General features: G+C 66.3%; 16 protein-coding genes and 1 tRNA gene. 7 read left to right on the forward strand and 10 right to left on the reverse strand.

Annotated features, from left to right (window positions below; all coding sequences use genetic code 11):
• The first annotated feature begins 35 nt into the window (after nt 1-35).
• Nucleotides 36-1,283 (forward strand): DegT/DnrJ/EryC1/StrS family aminotransferase, encoded by a 1,248-nt coding sequence (locus tag BLEFHOIH_RS24995; RefSeq protein WP_088348781.1) that lies wholly within the window; start codon nt 36-38, stop codon nt 1,281-1,283.
• Between the two features lie 19 nt (nt 1,284-1,302).
• Nucleotides 1,303-2,151, forward strand: coding sequence for an amidohydrolase family protein (locus tag BLEFHOIH_RS25000; RefSeq protein ID WP_088348782.1), 849 nt, complete (start codon nt 1,303-1,305; stop codon nt 2,149-2,151).
• Nucleotides 2,152-2,244: 93 nt separating this feature from the next.
• Here BLEFHOIH_RS25000 and BLEFHOIH_RS25005 read toward each other — a convergent pair whose 3' ends face one another.
• Nucleotides 2,245-2,877, reverse strand: a complete 633-nt coding sequence (locus BLEFHOIH_RS25005) for a class I SAM-dependent methyltransferase (RefSeq protein ID WP_088348783.1) — start codon at nt 2,875-2,877, stop codon at nt 2,245-2,247.
• Nucleotides 2,878-2,888: 11 nt separating this feature from the next.
• Nucleotides 2,889-3,842: a LysR family transcriptional regulator gene (locus BLEFHOIH_RS25010; RefSeq protein ID WP_088348784.1), complete on the reverse strand. Its 954-nt coding sequence runs from the start codon at nt 3,840-3,842 to the stop codon at nt 2,889-2,891.
• Nucleotides 3,843-3,973: 131 nt separating this feature from the next.
• Between BLEFHOIH_RS25010 and BLEFHOIH_RS25015 the strand changes: the two genes are divergently transcribed.
• Nucleotides 3,974-4,687, forward strand: a complete 714-nt coding sequence (locus tag BLEFHOIH_RS25015; protein ID WP_088348785.1) for an SDR family oxidoreductase — start codon at nt 3,974-3,976, stop codon at nt 4,685-4,687.
• An 88-nt stretch (nt 4,688-4,775) separates the two neighbouring features.
• Here the strand turns inward: BLEFHOIH_RS25015 and BLEFHOIH_RS25020 are convergent, their stop codons facing one another.
• Nucleotides 4,776-5,939: a diphosphate--fructose-6-phosphate 1-phosphotransferase gene (locus tag BLEFHOIH_RS25020; RefSeq protein ID WP_088348786.1), complete on the reverse strand. Its 1,164-nt coding sequence runs from the start codon at nt 5,937-5,939 to the stop codon at nt 4,776-4,778.
• Nucleotides 5,940-6,174: 235 nt separating this feature from the next.
• Nucleotides 6,175-6,264: transfer RNA gene (locus BLEFHOIH_RS25025), tRNA-Ser, on the reverse strand.
• A gap of 122 nt (nt 6,265-6,386) precedes the next feature.
• On the opposite strand from BLEFHOIH_RS25025, the gene BLEFHOIH_RS25030 reads away from it, so the two are divergent.
• Nucleotides 6,387-6,698 carry a hypothetical protein gene (locus BLEFHOIH_RS25030; protein WP_088348787.1) on the forward strand — a complete coding sequence of 104 codons (312 nt, stop codon included), beginning with the start codon at nt 6,387-6,389 and terminating at the stop codon, nt 6,696-6,698.
• A 51-nt stretch (nt 6,699-6,749) separates the two neighbouring features.
• Here the strand turns inward: BLEFHOIH_RS25030 and BLEFHOIH_RS26970 are convergent, their stop codons facing one another.
• The 3 genes from BLEFHOIH_RS26970 to BLEFHOIH_RS25035 form a co-directional block, all read right to left on the reverse strand.
• Entirely contained in the window at nt 6,750-6,908 is a 159-nt protein-coding gene (locus BLEFHOIH_RS26970) for a hypothetical protein (RefSeq protein WP_170937370.1), read from the reverse strand.
• Between the two features lie 339 nt (nt 6,909-7,247).
• A complete protein-coding gene (locus tag BLEFHOIH_RS27590) occupies nt 7,248-7,376 on the reverse strand; it encodes a hypothetical protein (protein WP_280950391.1) in 129 nt (42 codons plus the stop codon).
• 131 nt (nt 7,377-7,507) lie between these two features.
• Nucleotides 7,508-8,245, reverse strand: a complete 738-nt coding sequence (locus BLEFHOIH_RS25035) for a hypothetical protein (RefSeq protein ID WP_088348788.1) — start codon at nt 8,243-8,245, stop codon at nt 7,508-7,510.
• Nucleotides 8,246-8,510: 265 nt separating this feature from the next.
• Here BLEFHOIH_RS25035 and BLEFHOIH_RS25040 point away from each other — a divergent pair, with 265 nt between their 5' ends.
• The 3 genes from BLEFHOIH_RS25040 (at nt 8,511) to BLEFHOIH_RS25050 (ending at nt 11,266) form a co-directional block, all read left to right on the forward strand.
• On the forward strand, nt 8,511-8,963 hold the full coding sequence (locus tag BLEFHOIH_RS25040; RefSeq protein ID WP_088348789.1) for a hypothetical protein: 453 nt from the start codon (nt 8,511-8,513) through the stop codon (nt 8,961-8,963).
• Between the two features lie 79 nt (nt 8,964-9,042).
• Nucleotides 9,043-10,440 (forward strand): hypothetical protein, encoded by a 1,398-nt coding sequence (locus BLEFHOIH_RS25045; RefSeq protein ID WP_088348790.1) that lies wholly within the window; start codon nt 9,043-9,045, stop codon nt 10,438-10,440.
• Between the two features lie 61 nt (nt 10,441-10,501).
• Complete coding sequence (locus tag BLEFHOIH_RS25050; protein WP_088348791.1) at nt 10,502-11,266, forward strand: SDR family oxidoreductase; 765 nt, start codon at nt 10,502-10,504, stop codon at nt 11,264-11,266.
• 217 nt (nt 11,267-11,483) lie between these two features.
• On the opposite strand, the gene BLEFHOIH_RS25055 is transcribed toward BLEFHOIH_RS25050, so the two are convergent.
• The 3 genes from BLEFHOIH_RS25055 to BLEFHOIH_RS25065 are packed head-to-tail and all read right to left on the reverse strand — an operon-like array spanning nt 11,484 to nt 14,615.
• Nucleotides 11,484-12,866, reverse strand: coding sequence for an MATE family efflux transporter (locus tag BLEFHOIH_RS25055; RefSeq protein ID WP_088348792.1), 1,383 nt, complete (start codon nt 12,864-12,866; stop codon nt 11,484-11,486).
• Nucleotides 12,863-14,107: an MFS transporter gene (locus BLEFHOIH_RS25060; protein ID WP_170937371.1), complete on the reverse strand. Its 1,245-nt coding sequence runs from the start codon at nt 14,105-14,107 to the stop codon at nt 12,863-12,865. Before BLEFHOIH_RS25060 ends, BLEFHOIH_RS25055 begins: the two co-directional genes overlap by 4 nt.
• Nucleotides 14,108-14,165: 58 nt before the next feature.
• Complete coding sequence (locus tag BLEFHOIH_RS25065) at nt 14,166-14,615, reverse strand: MarR family winged helix-turn-helix transcriptional regulator (RefSeq protein ID WP_088348794.1); 450 nt, start codon at nt 14,613-14,615, stop codon at nt 14,166-14,168.
• Between the last annotated feature and the right edge of the window lie 616 nt (nt 14,616-15,231).

Below are 15,231 nucleotides of genomic sequence, written 5' to 3' on the forward strand. Positions count from 1 at the left end.
TCACAGCTTTCCTGCACTTCACAAAGAGCGTCACCATGTCAGAGCTTGCGATCGACGGCGGCAGCCCGGTCATCAAAGATCCCCTTCCCAGCATCCGCAACGCCTCCGGCCGCTCCATCGGCGCCGAGGAGATGGCAGAGCTTTCCGAGGTGCTGGCGAGCGGCTCGCTCTCCTTCCTGCACGGCAAGAAGACGGGGCAGTTCGAGGCGGCGTTCGCGGAGCTGTTCGGAGCCAAGGCGGCCGTCGCCGTCAGCAGCGGCACGGCGGCCCTGCATACGGCGATCCTCTACCTCAACCCCGAGCCGGGCGACGAGATCATCCTCTCCCCCATCACCGACATGGGCACCGCCATCCCGATCCTGGCGCAGCTCGCCATCCCCGTCTTCGCCGACGTCGTCGCGGGCACCCAGAATATCGACCCGCGCTCGATCGAAGCCAACATCACCGACCGCACGCGGGCCATCGTCGTCACCCATGTCTACGGCAATCCGGCCGACATGGACGCGATCATGGCGATTGCCGCAAAGCACGATCTCTTCGTCATCGAGGATTGTGCGCAGGCGCAGCTTGCGACCTACAAAGGCCGGCTGTGCGGCACCATCGGCCATGTCGGCTGCTTCAGCTTCCAGCAATCCAAGCATATGACGACCGGCGACGGCGGCATGGTCATCTTCAGCGAGGACAACCGGTTCGGGCGCAGCATGCGCCAATGCAGCGACAAGGGCTGGCCGCGCGAGAAGGGCGGGCGCGATCACCTCTTCCTTGCGCCGAACTACCACATGACCGAATTGCAGGCCGCCGTGGGCATCGCCCAGCTCCGCAAGCTGCCGCATCTGGTCGAGGCCCGCATCCAGGCCGCGGACTGGCTGACGCAGCGGCTCGCGGAGGTCGATGTGCAGCCGGTGTCCCTGCTGCCTGATAGCGTCGGCACCTATTTCTTCTATTGCTTCCGCCTGATGCCCGAGCGGCTCTCGAAACCGATCCCGCAGGTGATGAAGGCGCTGGCGGCGGAGGGCATCGATGGCTTCATCGGCTATCCCGGTCCGATCCCGCTCTACAAATATCCGGTGATCCGCGAGCGCCGGACTTTTGGCAGCTCCGGCTGGCCGTTCGGGCTTGGCAAGCCGGGACGCGACTGGGATTTCAGCCAGGAAATCTGCCCCGTCGCGGAAAAAGCGTGCCGGGAGACGGTCTGCATGTGGTGGACCGAGGGGCTGAAGGAGCCGCATGCCGATGTCATAGCCAGGGCGATCGCCAAGGTGGTCGCCGCCTACGCCATCTGAACCCGCTAGAGGCAGCGCCATGCCGAATTTCCCGATCATCGACGCGCATGTCCACCTGTATGATCCCACCGCCATCCGCTTCTCCTGGATGGACGGCGAGCCGGCGCTTAACCGCCGTCACGGCCTGTCGGAATTCGCGGCGGCATCGGCCGGCGTGGATGTCGAGGGCATCGTCTTCGTCGAAGTCGCGGCCGATGACGGGCGGCATCTCGACGAGTCGCATTGGGTCGAACAGCATGCGGCCGGCGTGCCGCTGCTTCGGGGCATCGTCGGCGCGCTGCCGCTGGAGCTGGGCGCTCGCGCCGGCCCCGCGCTCGATGCCTTCGCCGCCTTGCCCCGGGCCCGCGGGGTGCGCCGCCTCATCCAGGACCGCCCGCCGGGCTGGGCGCTGGAGGCGGATTTCGTCGACGGCGTGCGGTCGCTTTCGCTCTACGACCTGCCGTTCGACATCTGCATCCGGGCCGGTCAGCTCGCCGAAGCCATCGAGCTTGTACGCCGCTGCCCCGACACCCGCTTCGTGCTCGACCATATCGGCAAGCCCGCAATCCGCGACGGACAGCACGAGCCCTGGCGCACTCAGCTCCGCGAACTTTCGCGCGCGGAAAACGTGGTCTGCAAGATCTCCGGCGTTGCCACCGAAGCGGACCCGCAGCGCTGGACCTACGACGACGTGGCCCCCTTCATCGCGCACGCCATCGACAGCTTCGGCTTCGCGCGCGTGATGTTCGGCGGCGACTGGCCCGTCTCCGAAGCGGCCGTAACTTATCCCGCCTGGGTCGCCACCGTCGACCGCGTCACCAGCGGCGCGACGGATACCGAGCTGCGGCAGCTCTATCGAGATACGGCGATCGGGTTTTATCGGCTCTAACTCAGCGGCCTGCGGAGCGCCTTTGGGGCCCATGTGCCCGGTCTGACCGAGATGGCGCGACCGTGGTCCTCCCAAAGGACGGACGGCTCGGTGTCAGGGCTTGATGAACCGATAGGCGAAGCGATCGGTCTCGCCCTTGATCGAAGGATCGAACACTTTGACGGAGTGGGGATCGTTCTCGTTCGCCAGGACGGTGCTTTCCCCGTCCAGCATAAACCCTGCCTTTTCTACCTCCTCGCGAACCGCCGACGGCTCGATCCGGTGCAGCGAATTGGCCAGGCTTTCGCCCGCCCCAGCGGCAGCGACGTGGTCCACGATGACATAAAACCCGCCGGGCTTGAGCCCTTCATAGACGGCCCGATTGAAGTCAGCGGCCGTCGCGCCCCTGGCCTGCATCAGCGCGGTGTGGAGATCGTGGTAGAACAGGTGCAGCCACAGGACATCCGCGGGCTGCGTGACCTCCGGCATTGCGACGAGGTCCGCCGAGGCGGCTTCGACGTTCTCCCGGCCAGGCTCCTTCGCAAGCGTCCGCATGCGGCCGACCGGATCGGTCTTGAAGTGGGCGACTTCGGCCGGCACGAAGCTGAAGACCCGTCCTTGGGGCCCCACCACGTCGGAGAAGAGACGGGTCCAGTCGCCGTCGCCTGGGTAAACGTCGATGATGGTGGAGCCCGCATCTATGCGGGCAAACCGGATCAACTCGGATCGCTTGGATCGGTCATACATTGGGATCTCCGTTACGGTTGGGCATTCGACGAGAGCGCTGTCAGCGGCGGCGGCGCCGCGCGACACGCCGCGATAACGGAGTCGCGCAGCCAGCGATGGGCCGGATCGGCATCCATGCGGGGATGCCATAAGGCCGATATCACGATCTCCGGGGTCCGGACGGGCAATTCGAAGCCGACAAGGTCATCGTTGAGCGGGTCGATCCCTATCAGGCCGCCGCCGAGACATGAACGTGGCACGAGCGCGACAAGATCCGAGTGGCGCGCAATGCGCAGGGCGTCGGGGAATCCGGGCACGACGACCACGATATCCCGCTCGAGGCCGAGCGCCTTCAGAGCGTCATCAACCGGCCCGGTGACGCTCTCCTTGCGCGATGCCACGACATGCTTGCATGCCGCATAGCGTTCCGGGGTCACGGGGCCGGTCAGCAACGGATGCCCCGCCCGAACCGCACCGATGAAATTGTCGCGGAAGATGGACTGGGTGCGCACCTCCGGCGCGAACACACCGAGCACGCCAATCTCCAGATCGATCCGCCCTTCCCGGAGCGAATGCGCATCTTTGATGGGCTTGGGCACGAAACGCAGCCGGACCCGCGGCGCAGCTTGGGTGACGGCCGCCACTAAGGGGGCCGAGAACAATGCGACGAATCCCTCGCTGGCGCGAATGGTGAAGGTCCGCGCAAGCGAGCCAATATCCACCTGGCCGGCCTGCGGACGAAGAACTGTTCGCACCTCACGGGTGAGCTCGTGAACCCGGCCGCGCAATTCGGCGGCCCTGGGGGTCGGCACGAGCCCGCGCCCGGCGCGCACGAGCAGCGGATCGCCTGTCGCGGATCGCAGCCGCGCCAGGGTCCGGCTCATGGCGGAAGAACTCAAGCCGAGGCGGCGGGCCGCCCCGGTCACGCTGCCTTCGCTCAGCAGCGCATCCAGCGCCAGAAGCAGGTTCAGGTCCACACTGTCCATGGCCAAACTTTAGGTTATCCGCGCTTGGCGACATAGCGTTTAGCGCAACCATATTGTGCATCCGCTGCGTCTGGCGCCAGTCGAAGGGAACAATCATTGTCGATTGCGACATCATTCGTGAAAGGCATCCCATGCACCCAACGACGCCACGCGGCACTGCCGGCCGGATCCTCCTCGTCGGCGCGTCACGCGGCCTTGGCCTCGCCATGGTCGAAGAATTCCTGAAGCGGGACTGGGCCGTCGTCGGTACGGTACGCGGCGGCGCCAGAACCAGGCTGCACGACCTGGCGGACGCCCATGGGGGGCGTCTCGAGATCGCGTCCCTGGACATCACCGAGCCGGATCAGATCGCGATGCTGCGCGACCGTCTATCTGGCCGCAGCTTCGAGATCTTGTTCGTGAACGCGGGTACCGCCAACCCCGATGACGAGACCATCGCGGAGGTGCCGATTGAAGAGTTCGCGCGCGTGATGGTCACGAATGCGTTGAGCCCGATGCGGGTCGTGGAAGCGTTGCAGACCCTTGTTCCGGCGGACGGCCTGATTGGCGTCATGTCATCGGGCCAGGGCAGCGTCGCCAACAACGAGAAGGGCAGGCATGAGGTCTATCGCGCCAGCAAGGCAGCGCTGAACCAGTGCATGCGGAGCTACGCCGCCCGTCACGCCGGAGAGCCGCGCGCGCTGGTGTTGATGGCTCCGGGCTGGATCCGTACCGCCCTCGGCGGTCCGAACGCGCCGGTCAGTGCCGAGGAGGCCATTCCGAAGGTCGTGGACGTGCTGCTCGCGCAGCGGGGCAAACCCGGTCTGCACTATCTCGATCGCGAGGGGCGCACCGTTGCGTGGTAAACGCCCGTCCGGGCCATCGATCCGTATCGCCGCCGTCAAGCGGAGGGCCATTTCGGTCGTAGCGGATCGCCAGCGGAGTGCCCTTGGACTAACCAACGAACGGCTTTGCGACCGTGAAATTCTGCGGCAGGAGACGCCGGAGGTAAGCGACGCCTGTCGCCGAGAGCTTATTCTCGTCCGGCTGCAGGAAATTGTCTGGCATCAGCCGCGTCCTGCCGGCGACAGCGCCAAGCGGCACGGTTTTCATGATCGTCCTCTGCCCGTCGAACTGGAGCGCCACCGACGCGCTGCCCTCCGCGATCGCTTGCACGGCGAAGGCGCCGGCCTCGAAGGCCTCCTTCTGATCGACGGCTGAGATCGTGGCAATATTGCCGCGGGGCATAAAGCCGAACGTGTCCACCCGCACGCGCTTGCCCGGTACGCCTTCGGCCAGCATGTGCCCAAAAGCCGAGGCGAGACTGGTGCCCGACAGTTGCAGATTGCCATGCTCGTCGCGCTCGATCTTATCGGCCGGCACGAGGCTTTCCACCAGCGCGCGGCCGTCCGCCGTCGACACCCCCTCCGACACCGCAATGATGCAGCGCTTGTGGCGGTCCATCGTGCGTTTCACCTCGTCGATGAAGCGCGCGTGATCGAAGCTGCGCTCGGGCACATAGAGCAGGTGCGGTCCCGCATCCTCTTCGATCCTCCAGGCGGATGCGGCGGCGGTCAGGAAGCCGGCATGCCGGCCCATGACGATGCCGACATAGATGCCCGGCAGAGCCCGGAAATCGAGATCGACGGACAGGAAGGCGCCCGCCACGAACGTGCCCGCGGAAATGAATCCAGGCGTGTGGTCGTTCTCTTCAAGATCGTTGTCGATGGTCTTGGGCGCATGCACGAAGGTCATCGCGCCGCCGGCGGCGTCTGCCAGGATCGCTTGCGTCCCCGCCGTGTCGTTGCCGCCGATATAGACGAAGGCGTCGGCGCCCACTGTTTGCAACCCTTTGAGGACCGCGTCGCAATAGGCCTGGTCGGGCTTGTCGCGGGTGGAGCCCAGCGCTGCGCTCGGCGTGCCGGCGATCGCCAGGAGCTGCGCTTCGGGAATGGAGGTCAGGTCGACATAGCGGTTGTCGCGGATCCCGCGCACGCCATGCAAGCTTCCCAAAACGGTCATGCCGGCTTTGCGCGCCTCCAGTGCCGCCCCCGCCAGCGTCTGGTTTATCACGGCCGTCGGGCCGCCTCCCTGCGCAATTACGATGGTTTGGCGCATTCCTCGCCTCCGTCCCTTCCGCAAATCCCGGTTTCAGCGGCCGTCATGTTGACGCTTGCGCAGCGACCCGTCGCGTAACGAACCCCGAAATTAAAATTGGAACCCAAGCGGGGCCGAGCGCGGCCGACCAAATGCGATAGGGCCATGCCGCGAATTAATCAGTGTGAGCACGGAAGCGAGACCGTTTTAGAGTCCCGAATAACATACCCAAAAACGATTGCTAGGCACAGCCATCTGGCGGAGAGAGAGGGATTCGAACCCTCGGTACGGTTTCCCGCACACACGCGTTCCAGGCGTGCGCCTTCAACCACTCGGCCACCTCTCCAGTCGGGCGCACTATAGCGCGCACTTTGCGCGGCGCAAGCGGATCGGACGCCATCCAAAGGGGATATTGCAGGAAAATCGCGGGGCTGCTAGCTAGGAGCCTGATCGCTGGGGGCGGTTGTGATGATCCTGCGGCTGGCCGGATATTTGTTTCTTTGCATCGCGGTGGCGGCGCTCGCCTTCGACGGCACGCGCATGATCGCCGATCAAGGCCATTTCGCCTTTACCTCGCTCGAGCGGCATTGGCTGACGCTGAGCCCGGGCAGCTTTGCCGCCGCGAAGGCCGCGGTCGAACAGGTGAACAGCTATTTGTGGAGTCCGCTGATCATGGCGGTGCTGGTGCTGCCGGCCTGGATGGTGGCGGGCGGCATCGGGACGCTGCTCTATCTGGCGGGCTACCGGCCGCCCCGGCCCGATCTTCCCGACGCTATTTAGAGAGGGCACAGCCCCGGCAGAGGAGTCCGGGGCTGTGTCGGGGCAGGGCGATTAATTGCCGTTGGCCTGCTGTTCGGCGAAGAAGGTCTTGGCGTCGGTGGCCGTGTAGTGATGGCTGTTGACGTGGTGGCGCGAGGCGGCGGAAGCGGCGGTCGTGGCGGCGCCGGCAATGGCCAGGGCGATCAGCGCGGAACGGATGAGATTGGTCATGACGATCTCCATTGTTTTGATGCGGGGCGTTTATGCCCCGCTGCGATACAAATGAGGTCGGATCGGCGCCGGAAAAGGCCTCGTCGAGCAGCCGTGATCGGCATTGATGGCGGCGTGAATAACCCTTCCGGAACAGACGGTTGAACGCACAAATCCTGATATCTTGAATGCAAAACGACGGCCCTCGCTGCACAGTCGGCGCGATCAACATGCTGGACGTATAGCGGGCACAAAAAAGGCGGCGTGATCGCTCGCGCCGGCCGCATCGGGCAAATTCGGGACGGCGCCTTCATGGGGCGCGTCCCTTTCTCGGGCGGCGCTTATGACGCCGCGCGAAGTTTAGGCGCCGACCTTATGCAGCTCGTCGAAGAACTGATCGGCATTCCAAGTCGATGGGCCGGCGGAGGCAGCCGAAACGCTGCCGAGAAGGACGGTCACAATCAGTACTGAACGAATGAACGTGCTCATGAAATGCATCTCCTTATTATCCGGCCGGCTCTTCACCTGACCTTGCGCAAGAAATAGCAAAGGTTTGGGCGTGCAAAAGAGCCCATCCCAAGGCCGTGATGAAAGGTGATGCTTCGTGAAAGCGCCGCTCCTCAGCCCAGCAGCCGCGAGGCCTGGAACGCCACCGCCGCGACCATGGCCACCGCCAGCGCCCCCATCAGCGCGGTCCAGCGGAAACGCTCGGCCTTGCGCAGCACCTCCAGCCGTTCCGGGGCCAGTTGCGGCGCGTCCCAGCCGGGCTCGTCCTGGATCAGGGCGCGCAGGCCCGAATTGCCCTCGACGATGCCCTTGTGCACCAGCGGCACGCCGGCCCGGCGGGCGATCTGCTCGGCGATGGTGTGGAACGGCATGGACGGGTCCTCCGGATTTTCGCGGACATAGCCGAGCGTCAGGCGCTTGCCGTCCTTGCGCACCAGGCAGGCCGATTGCACGATCACCGGCAGCACCAGATAGCGGTAGATCTCGCCGCGCGTCTCGACGGAGGCGAGGTCCTTATAGGGCACCTCGCATTCGGTATAGGGGAAGAAGGGCGTCGGCCCGCGCCAGTTCGGCAGCACCATGACGGCCTTGTCGGGTCCGAGATGCACTTCGGAATGGGAGGCGGCGAACAGGAAAATGCCGGCATAGAGCAGCATGACGCTGCCGGTGACGAACATGAACAGGAAGATGGCGCTATCGCCCTGCAGATTATGGGTGGCGAGCCAGAGCGCCCCGGCCAGCGCGTTGACCATGAACAGCATGATCAGGAAGAAGGTGACGCTGAGGATGGTCTGCAGGCCGCGGCTCGGCCGGTACAGGGTGGGTTCGCTGTCGAGCTGCGCATCAGCCATCGTCTCTCTCCCTCTCGAGGCGGCATCTTGCCGCTGCCAAAGCCAGGGGAAGGTAAACCGACGCCATAAACCGTCAAGTTCAAAAGCGGGCCCCGCCATGAAGCGCGCGCTCCGGCAGCCGCGCCTGGCCCGTCATACGTAGCCAACCCGGGATGACGGGCAAATCCGGCGGTATTTAACTCCGCATGTGAGGATGAATTTTACGTCCGTGTGAGAGGGTGAACAGACCTCGCCCAGCCCAGCATTTGCGGAGAGAAAACGCGCCATGACCCATGCACTGAATTTGACCCTCCCCATCAAGCAGGATGCGGAAACGCAAGCGGCGCTCGCGCATCTGAAGGAGATCTTCGCGGCTCAGGTTCAGCCTGCCATCGCCGCCGCGCTGAAACAATCGCGCATCGTGCATTTCGCCCGGGTGGTCGTCATCGACGACAAATACATCCAGGTCATCACCGAATATGAAGGCTCCCACGAGGAGTACACCGAATTCTTCCGCCGCGCGCTGACGCCGGTCTTCGCCGCGATCTTCGCACTCGCCGACGGCGTGCCGGATGTGGACGACCCCAACGCGTTCTGGGCGTTCGCCAGGGACCACAATCTGCGCTCGCTGGGCGAGACCACATCCGGCTCGACGTCATTCGACGGCAAGCCCGCCGGCTGGCTGTTCTCGGCCTATGACGGCAGGACTGTCGAGACCATGCTCGAGGCCATCGACTAGCCCGGCACGTCCGTCGCCGCTCCCCGCGCCGCGCGGCCTTCGGCTGGCGCCGGCCGACCATGTCCATCGAGGTGACCCCTTGGCAGATCTCTCCAATGTCCAGGCCATCGTCGCACGGCGCTCGGCGCGGGAGTTTTTCGCCGTGCTGCTGTTCCGCATCGGCGACCCCATGGCGGCGCGCGCCTTCCTGCGGCAGTGGACGCCGTCGGCGCCCGGCGGCATGGCGCCCGAGGTCGCGGGAGAGGGCGCGCTGCATTTCCTCTTCGGCTGGAAAGGGATGGAGCGCCTGCTTGCCGGGCATCCCTTGCTCGACGTCGCGCGTGGCCGGGTGGAGTTTGAGTCGTTCTTCGTCGATGCCTCGCATTCGGCGGACAGCCTTGCCATGGCCCGGCAGCTCGGCTTTCACGGAGACAGCGCGCCGGAGGGCTGGTGGGGCGGCGGCTTCAAGTCGGGCGATATCGACATCGCCGTCTATGGCTGCTTCGAGAGCGATGCGCACAGGACGGGCGAGGTCGAGCGCCTGCGGGCGTCGGCGCGGCGCTGCCGTCTGGAGGAATTGCCGGTGACGGCCTTTCCCGGCGAGGCGCTGGCGGGCTACCGGCCGCCCAAGGGCCGCCTGCATTTCGGCTACCGCGACGGCCTTTCGGAGCCGGCCGTCGACTGGGCCGATGCCGGGATGGCGGGCGGGGTGAACCTGCGCGAATTCATCGCCGGCTACCCCAATGCCGACTATCCGACGGCGCCGCGCGCGCCCGGCCCCTGGCAGGATTTTGCCCGCGAGGGCAGCTATGGCTGCCTGACCTGGCTCTATCAGGACGTCGCCGGCTTCAACGGATTTTTGCGCGATCATGCGGCGGAGGCCGAGAGCGCGGCCGGCGGGGCGGACCCGCAGGAATGGCTCGCGGCGAAGCTGATGGGCCGCTGGCGCGACGGCTCGCCGCTCAGCCTCCACCCCGGCGGCCAGCCCGCCGAGACGGTCGCCGACAATGAATTCGGCTATGCGGACGATCCGCTTGGCGTGAAATGCCCGCTCACGGCGCATATCCGCGTCGTCTATCCGCGCGACCAGCCGCTGAAATTCGCCAACCGGGTCCGCTTTCCGGGCGGCTCGCCGCGCCTGATCCGGCGGGGCTTCTCCTATGGAGCGCCGCTCGCCTCCGCGCAGGATGACGGGCAAGATCGCGGCCTTGTCGGGCTGTTTTTCTGCGGGCGGGTCAATGAGCAGTTCTACACCATCCTGCGCTGGATGCAGCTCACCGACTTCAGCGACGCCTTCCGCTCGATCCCGGACGGGCGGCGCCGGCAGGACGCGCTGCTCGGCACGCGCCCGGACCCGAACGCCAATACCGCCATGCACGCCCCGGCGAATGCCGGGCCGCCCTTCGCCGCGCCGTTAACCAATTTCATCCGATATAGAGGCGTCGCGGTGCTGTTCGCGCCTAGCCTTGCCGCACTGAAAATCCTATCGGGCGCATAGGCCGGACCGGGCGGTGAGGCTCGCCGTGAGATCCGGCCCCATCCCCATATGGAGGGCGGACATGAAAATCGTCGTCATCGGAGGCAGCGGCCTCATCGGAAGCAAGGTGGTCGCCCGGCTGCGCGCCAAGGGCCATGAGGTCGTCGCCGCCTCGCCGAGTTCGGGCGTCAACACGCTGACCGGCGAAGGCGTGGCCGAGGCGGTGGCGGGCGCGCGGATCGTCGTCGATCTGGCGAACTCGCCCTCCTTCGAGGACAAGCCGGCGATGGATTTCTTCGAGACCTCCGGGCGGAACCTGCTCGCCGCCGAGAAGGAAGCGGGCGTCGCCCATCACGTCGCGCTGTCGGTGGTCGGCACCGACCGGCTGCAGGCGAGCGGCTATTTCCGCGCGAAGAAGGCGCAGGAGAGGCTGATCGAGGCCTCGGGCATTCCCTATACGATAGTTCACTCGACGCAATTCTTCGAATTCGTCGGACCCATCGCCCAGTCCGCGACGGAGGGGCAAACGGTTCGCCTGCCATCCGCCCATATTCAGCCCATCGCCTCCGATGACGTCGCCGACGCGATGACCGACGCCATCCTCGGCGCGCCGGTGGGCGGCATCATCGAGATCGCCGGCCCCGAGCGGATGCCCCTGAGCGAGCTTGTCGCGCGCTATCTGAGAGCGACCGACGACCCGCGCGAAGTTATCCCGGATGCCCATGCCCGTTATTACGGCCTCGAGCTGGACGACCGGTCGCTGACGCCCGGCGAGGGCGCGCGCATCGGCTCGATCCGGTTCGACGATTGGGCCGGGCACGCCGTGCCGGCCCGGCCGGCACGATAATGGCAACAAGCGGGTTGACGAAAGCCGGCCGATGCCCCACCTTTGTGGACATCGCTAACAATTTGAAAGGAGGTGGTCAAATGTCTCATTGTCCAGCGTCACTTAGGGCGCATCGTGTGAGCCAGACCTCTCCCGTGGAGACTGGCCGCGCGTAGTTCGCGCCGCTCAAGTGGCCGACAATGGAAAGGCCGTCCCATCCGGGGCGGCCTTTCGTATTTCAGCGCCGCTCGCCCCAGGGCACCAGCGCCACCGACAAGGCCGTCAGCACGCCGTAGGCGACCATGCCGACGGCGATCAGCGCGAACATCGCCCAGTCCGGCGCGCCCCAGCCGGTGAGCCACCAGCCGCCAATGGCGACGATGGCGAGCCGCGCGGTTCCGGCGAGCACCGGGCCGAGCACCTTGCCCGCGCCTTGCGCGGCGAAATAGAGGGCGAGGCCGAAGCCGAGAAAGGCATAGCCGGGCGCCGCCCAGGCGAAATAGGCGCGCGCCGAGGCGAGGATATGCGGGTTCTTGGTGAACAGCCCGGCCCATAGCTCGGGGAAGAGCCAAACCACCATCCCGACGACGCCGAGCACCAGCGCCGACAGGCCGCCGCCGGTCCAGGCGACGCGGCGCGCCCGGGCGATATTGCCCGCGCCGATGGCCATGCCGACCAGCGGCAGCGAGGCGACGCCGATGGCGAAGGTGACCGGGATCAGCAGGAATTCGAGCCGCGCGCCGATGCCGTAGCCGGCCAGCGCCTCCTGGCCAAACTGCGCCACGATGCGGGTCAGGATCAGCACGACGAGCACCGTCTGCAGCGGCGACAGGCAGGAGAGGCCGCCGACCTTCAGGATGTCGCGGAACATCTCGCCATGCAAAAGGCTCGGCGAGAATACGAGGCGCACGCGGGATCTGCCCGTCCGCAGATAGGCGAAGAGCACCAGCGTGGCGACGGCGAAGGCGATCACCGCGCCGAGCGCCACGCCCGCCATGCCGAGGCGCGGCAGCGGCCCGAGGCCCAGCCCCAACCCGCCGCTCAGCCCGATCTGCAGCAGCGCGGCGCCGAGCAGGATCGCCGAAGGGGTCTTCATGTCGCCCGAGCCGCGCACGACCGAGGCGAGCGTGTTGGCCAGCCAGACGCCGGCGAGGCCGGTGAAATAGATGTTGGAATAGAGCAGCGCTTCGCCCAGCACCGGGCCGGTGCCACCGAGCAGGCCGTAGATGGACGGGCCAAAGACGAGAAAGATCGCGCTGAACAGCAGCGCCGCCGCAACCGCGATGACGACGGCGTGCAGCGCCAGCGCCTGGGCCCGCCTTTCGTCGCCCGCGCCGAGCGCCCGGCTCACCGCCGAGGAGACGCCGCCGCCCATCGAGCCCGCCGACAGCATCTGCTGCAGCATCACCATCGGAAACACCAGCGCGATGGCGGCGAGCGGCGGCGTGCCGAGCAGCCCGACATAGGAGGTCTCCGCCACCGCGACGAGGGCCGTCGCCAGCATCGCGATCATGTTCGGCCAGGCGAGCCGCATCAGCGTCGCCGCGATCGGCGAACTCAGCAGCGGGCTCGGCGCCAGCACCCGCAAGGGCGCGGGCGCGGTGGTGAGATGGACGGTCATTCGCCGCCTCCGGCGCCGATCGCGGCGGCTTCAGGTGGAGCGGACCGCACCACGGCGCGCTCCTGGATCGGCCAGTTCAGCAGGCCGGCGGCGACGCCGAGGCCGATGGAGATCCACCACATCAAATTGTAGGAATGCGTCAGGTCGAAGACCCTGCCGCCGAGCCAAACTCCGATGAAGGCCCCGACCTGATGCGACAGGAAGACGAAGCCGAACAGCATCGACATCCAGGCCGTGCCGAAGAAGGTGGCGACGAGGCCGCTGGTCAGCGGGATGGTGGCGAGCCACAGGAGGCCGAGCAGCGCGCACAGGATGATGACGCTGGCGGGCGTGATCGGCAGGTAGAGGAAGCCGAGAAAAATCACCGCGCGGCCGAAATAGATCACGCTGAGCGCGCGGCGCTTGTCGATGAAGCGGCCCGACTGTCCGGCGATGAAGGTGCCGACGATATTGGCGATGCCGACGGCGGAGAGCGCATAGGGCCCGACCCAGGTCGGCAGGCCCTGGTCGACGGTGAAGGCGGGGAGATGCACCATGATGAAAGCGACATGGAAGCCGCAGACGAAGAAGCCCGCCGTCAGCAGCCAGTAGCTGGGAAAGGAGAAAGCCTCGACGAGGGCTTCGCGCAGGGTTTGCCGGCGGATGCCGGGGGCGGGTGCGGCCGGCTTGCCGCCGAGCGGCCAGGCGAGCGGGATCAGCAGGGCGGTGATCGCCATCAGCCATAACAGGCTGCCCTGCCAGCCGGCATATTCGATCAGCAGATGCATGACCGGCAGCGCGATGAAGCCGCCGATGCCCGCCGCCATGCCGATGGAGGCGATCGCGCTGAGGCGCTTTTCCGGCGGGGCGAGCCGCCCGATGGTGCCGACCAGCGCCGTCACCCCGGTACCGCTGACGCCGATGCCCATCAGGATGCCGCTGGCGTAGAGCTGCATCGGCGAGGTCGCGCCGTACATCAGGCCGAGGCCGCCAATGGCGCAGAGCAGGCAGAACACGATGATGCGGCCGGCGCCGAACTTGTCGATCAGCCCGCCCGACAGCGGCGCGCCGATGCCCATCATCAATTGCGCCAGCGCCATGGCCAGCCCGAACGGCTCGCGGCCGATCTGCAGCGCCATAGTGACGGGGCCGAGATAGAGGCCCATCGATTGTGCGCGGCCCATCGAGACGCCGACGATCACGCCGACGATCAGAATGAGCAGCCAGAGCGGCAATGCGGGTCTTGAGCTTGTGGTCGGCATCGCGGCGTCCCTAAGTTGATAAAATTTTCCTGTATATGCAGCTATTTGGCGGAACCGGTCATTGCGACAGGCGCTGGAGCACATGGTCGAGCGCGGCATTGACGGACGGCGATCTGTCCGAGCCGATGGCCCGTTCGACATGGCGCTGGGCAGCGAGCCAGGCCGGCTTGGCCTTGGCCAGCCGCTCGCGGCCGCTCTCGGTGAGCTTGAGCCGGCGGGCGCGGCGATCGCGCGGGTCCGCCTCATGGGTGACGAAGCCGTCGCGCTCCAGCGGGCGCAGATTGCGGGTCAGCGTGGTCGGGTCCATGATCAGCCGCTCGGCCAGCGCGCCGATGGTAATGCCGTCGAGCCAGGCCAGATGGGCGAGCAGGCCATATTGAGTGATGGTCAGGCCGTGCGGCTCGAGAAACTGGTCGTAGATCTGAGACACCAGCCGCGACGCCTTGCGGATGCGCAGGCATGTGCAGGTCGAGTCACGGGGCGCGAGGAATTCGGCATCTTCCGACATGGGCCGGAAGGTAGCTGCATATGCAGGTAAATGCAAGGGGCGGACGAGCGATGCCCGCGAAAGGGCCGCAGTGGCGATGGGGCCTGCGGCTCAAGTGCAAGGACAGCGGCGCGCTATGGCAGGATCATGAGCTGGAAACGTCAGGCGCGACTCCGTCCCCTTTTGTCATTCCCGCGAAGGCGGGAATCCAGCCGCGCCCACGGCGGCACCTCAAGGATGCTGGATTCCCGCCTGCGCGGGAATGACAACGCAACCCAATGGCGGCGGCAGATGCCATCACAGCCAATCCCGCTCTCGAGGTTGGTGAGATTAGGCGGGACCCGGTTTCTCGAAATCCCCGCGAAGGCGGGGATCCAGTATTCACAAACTCGAAATTGGCTTTCTGCCCAAGCATTTACGCTGCGGCGTACTGGATCCCCGCCTTCGCGGGGATTTCGTCTTGGGGTGGCGGGCGGACCCGATCCCATGCCGCTCCAGCGCATCCGCTGTCTTGCCTGGCGTCTGGCCTGGTGCCTGGATCGCCGCATCCTTGCCTTCTCCCCATGGAGACATTTGCGTCCACACGGACCACTACTCCCGTCGTCCCGGGCGGCCTTCAGGCCGAACCGGGACCCAT

The sequence above is a fragment of the Rhodomicrobium sp. R_RK_3 genome (assembly GCF_002198715.1).
Classification (GTDB): domain Bacteria; phylum Pseudomonadota; class Alphaproteobacteria; order Rhizobiales; family Rhodomicrobiaceae; genus R-RK-3.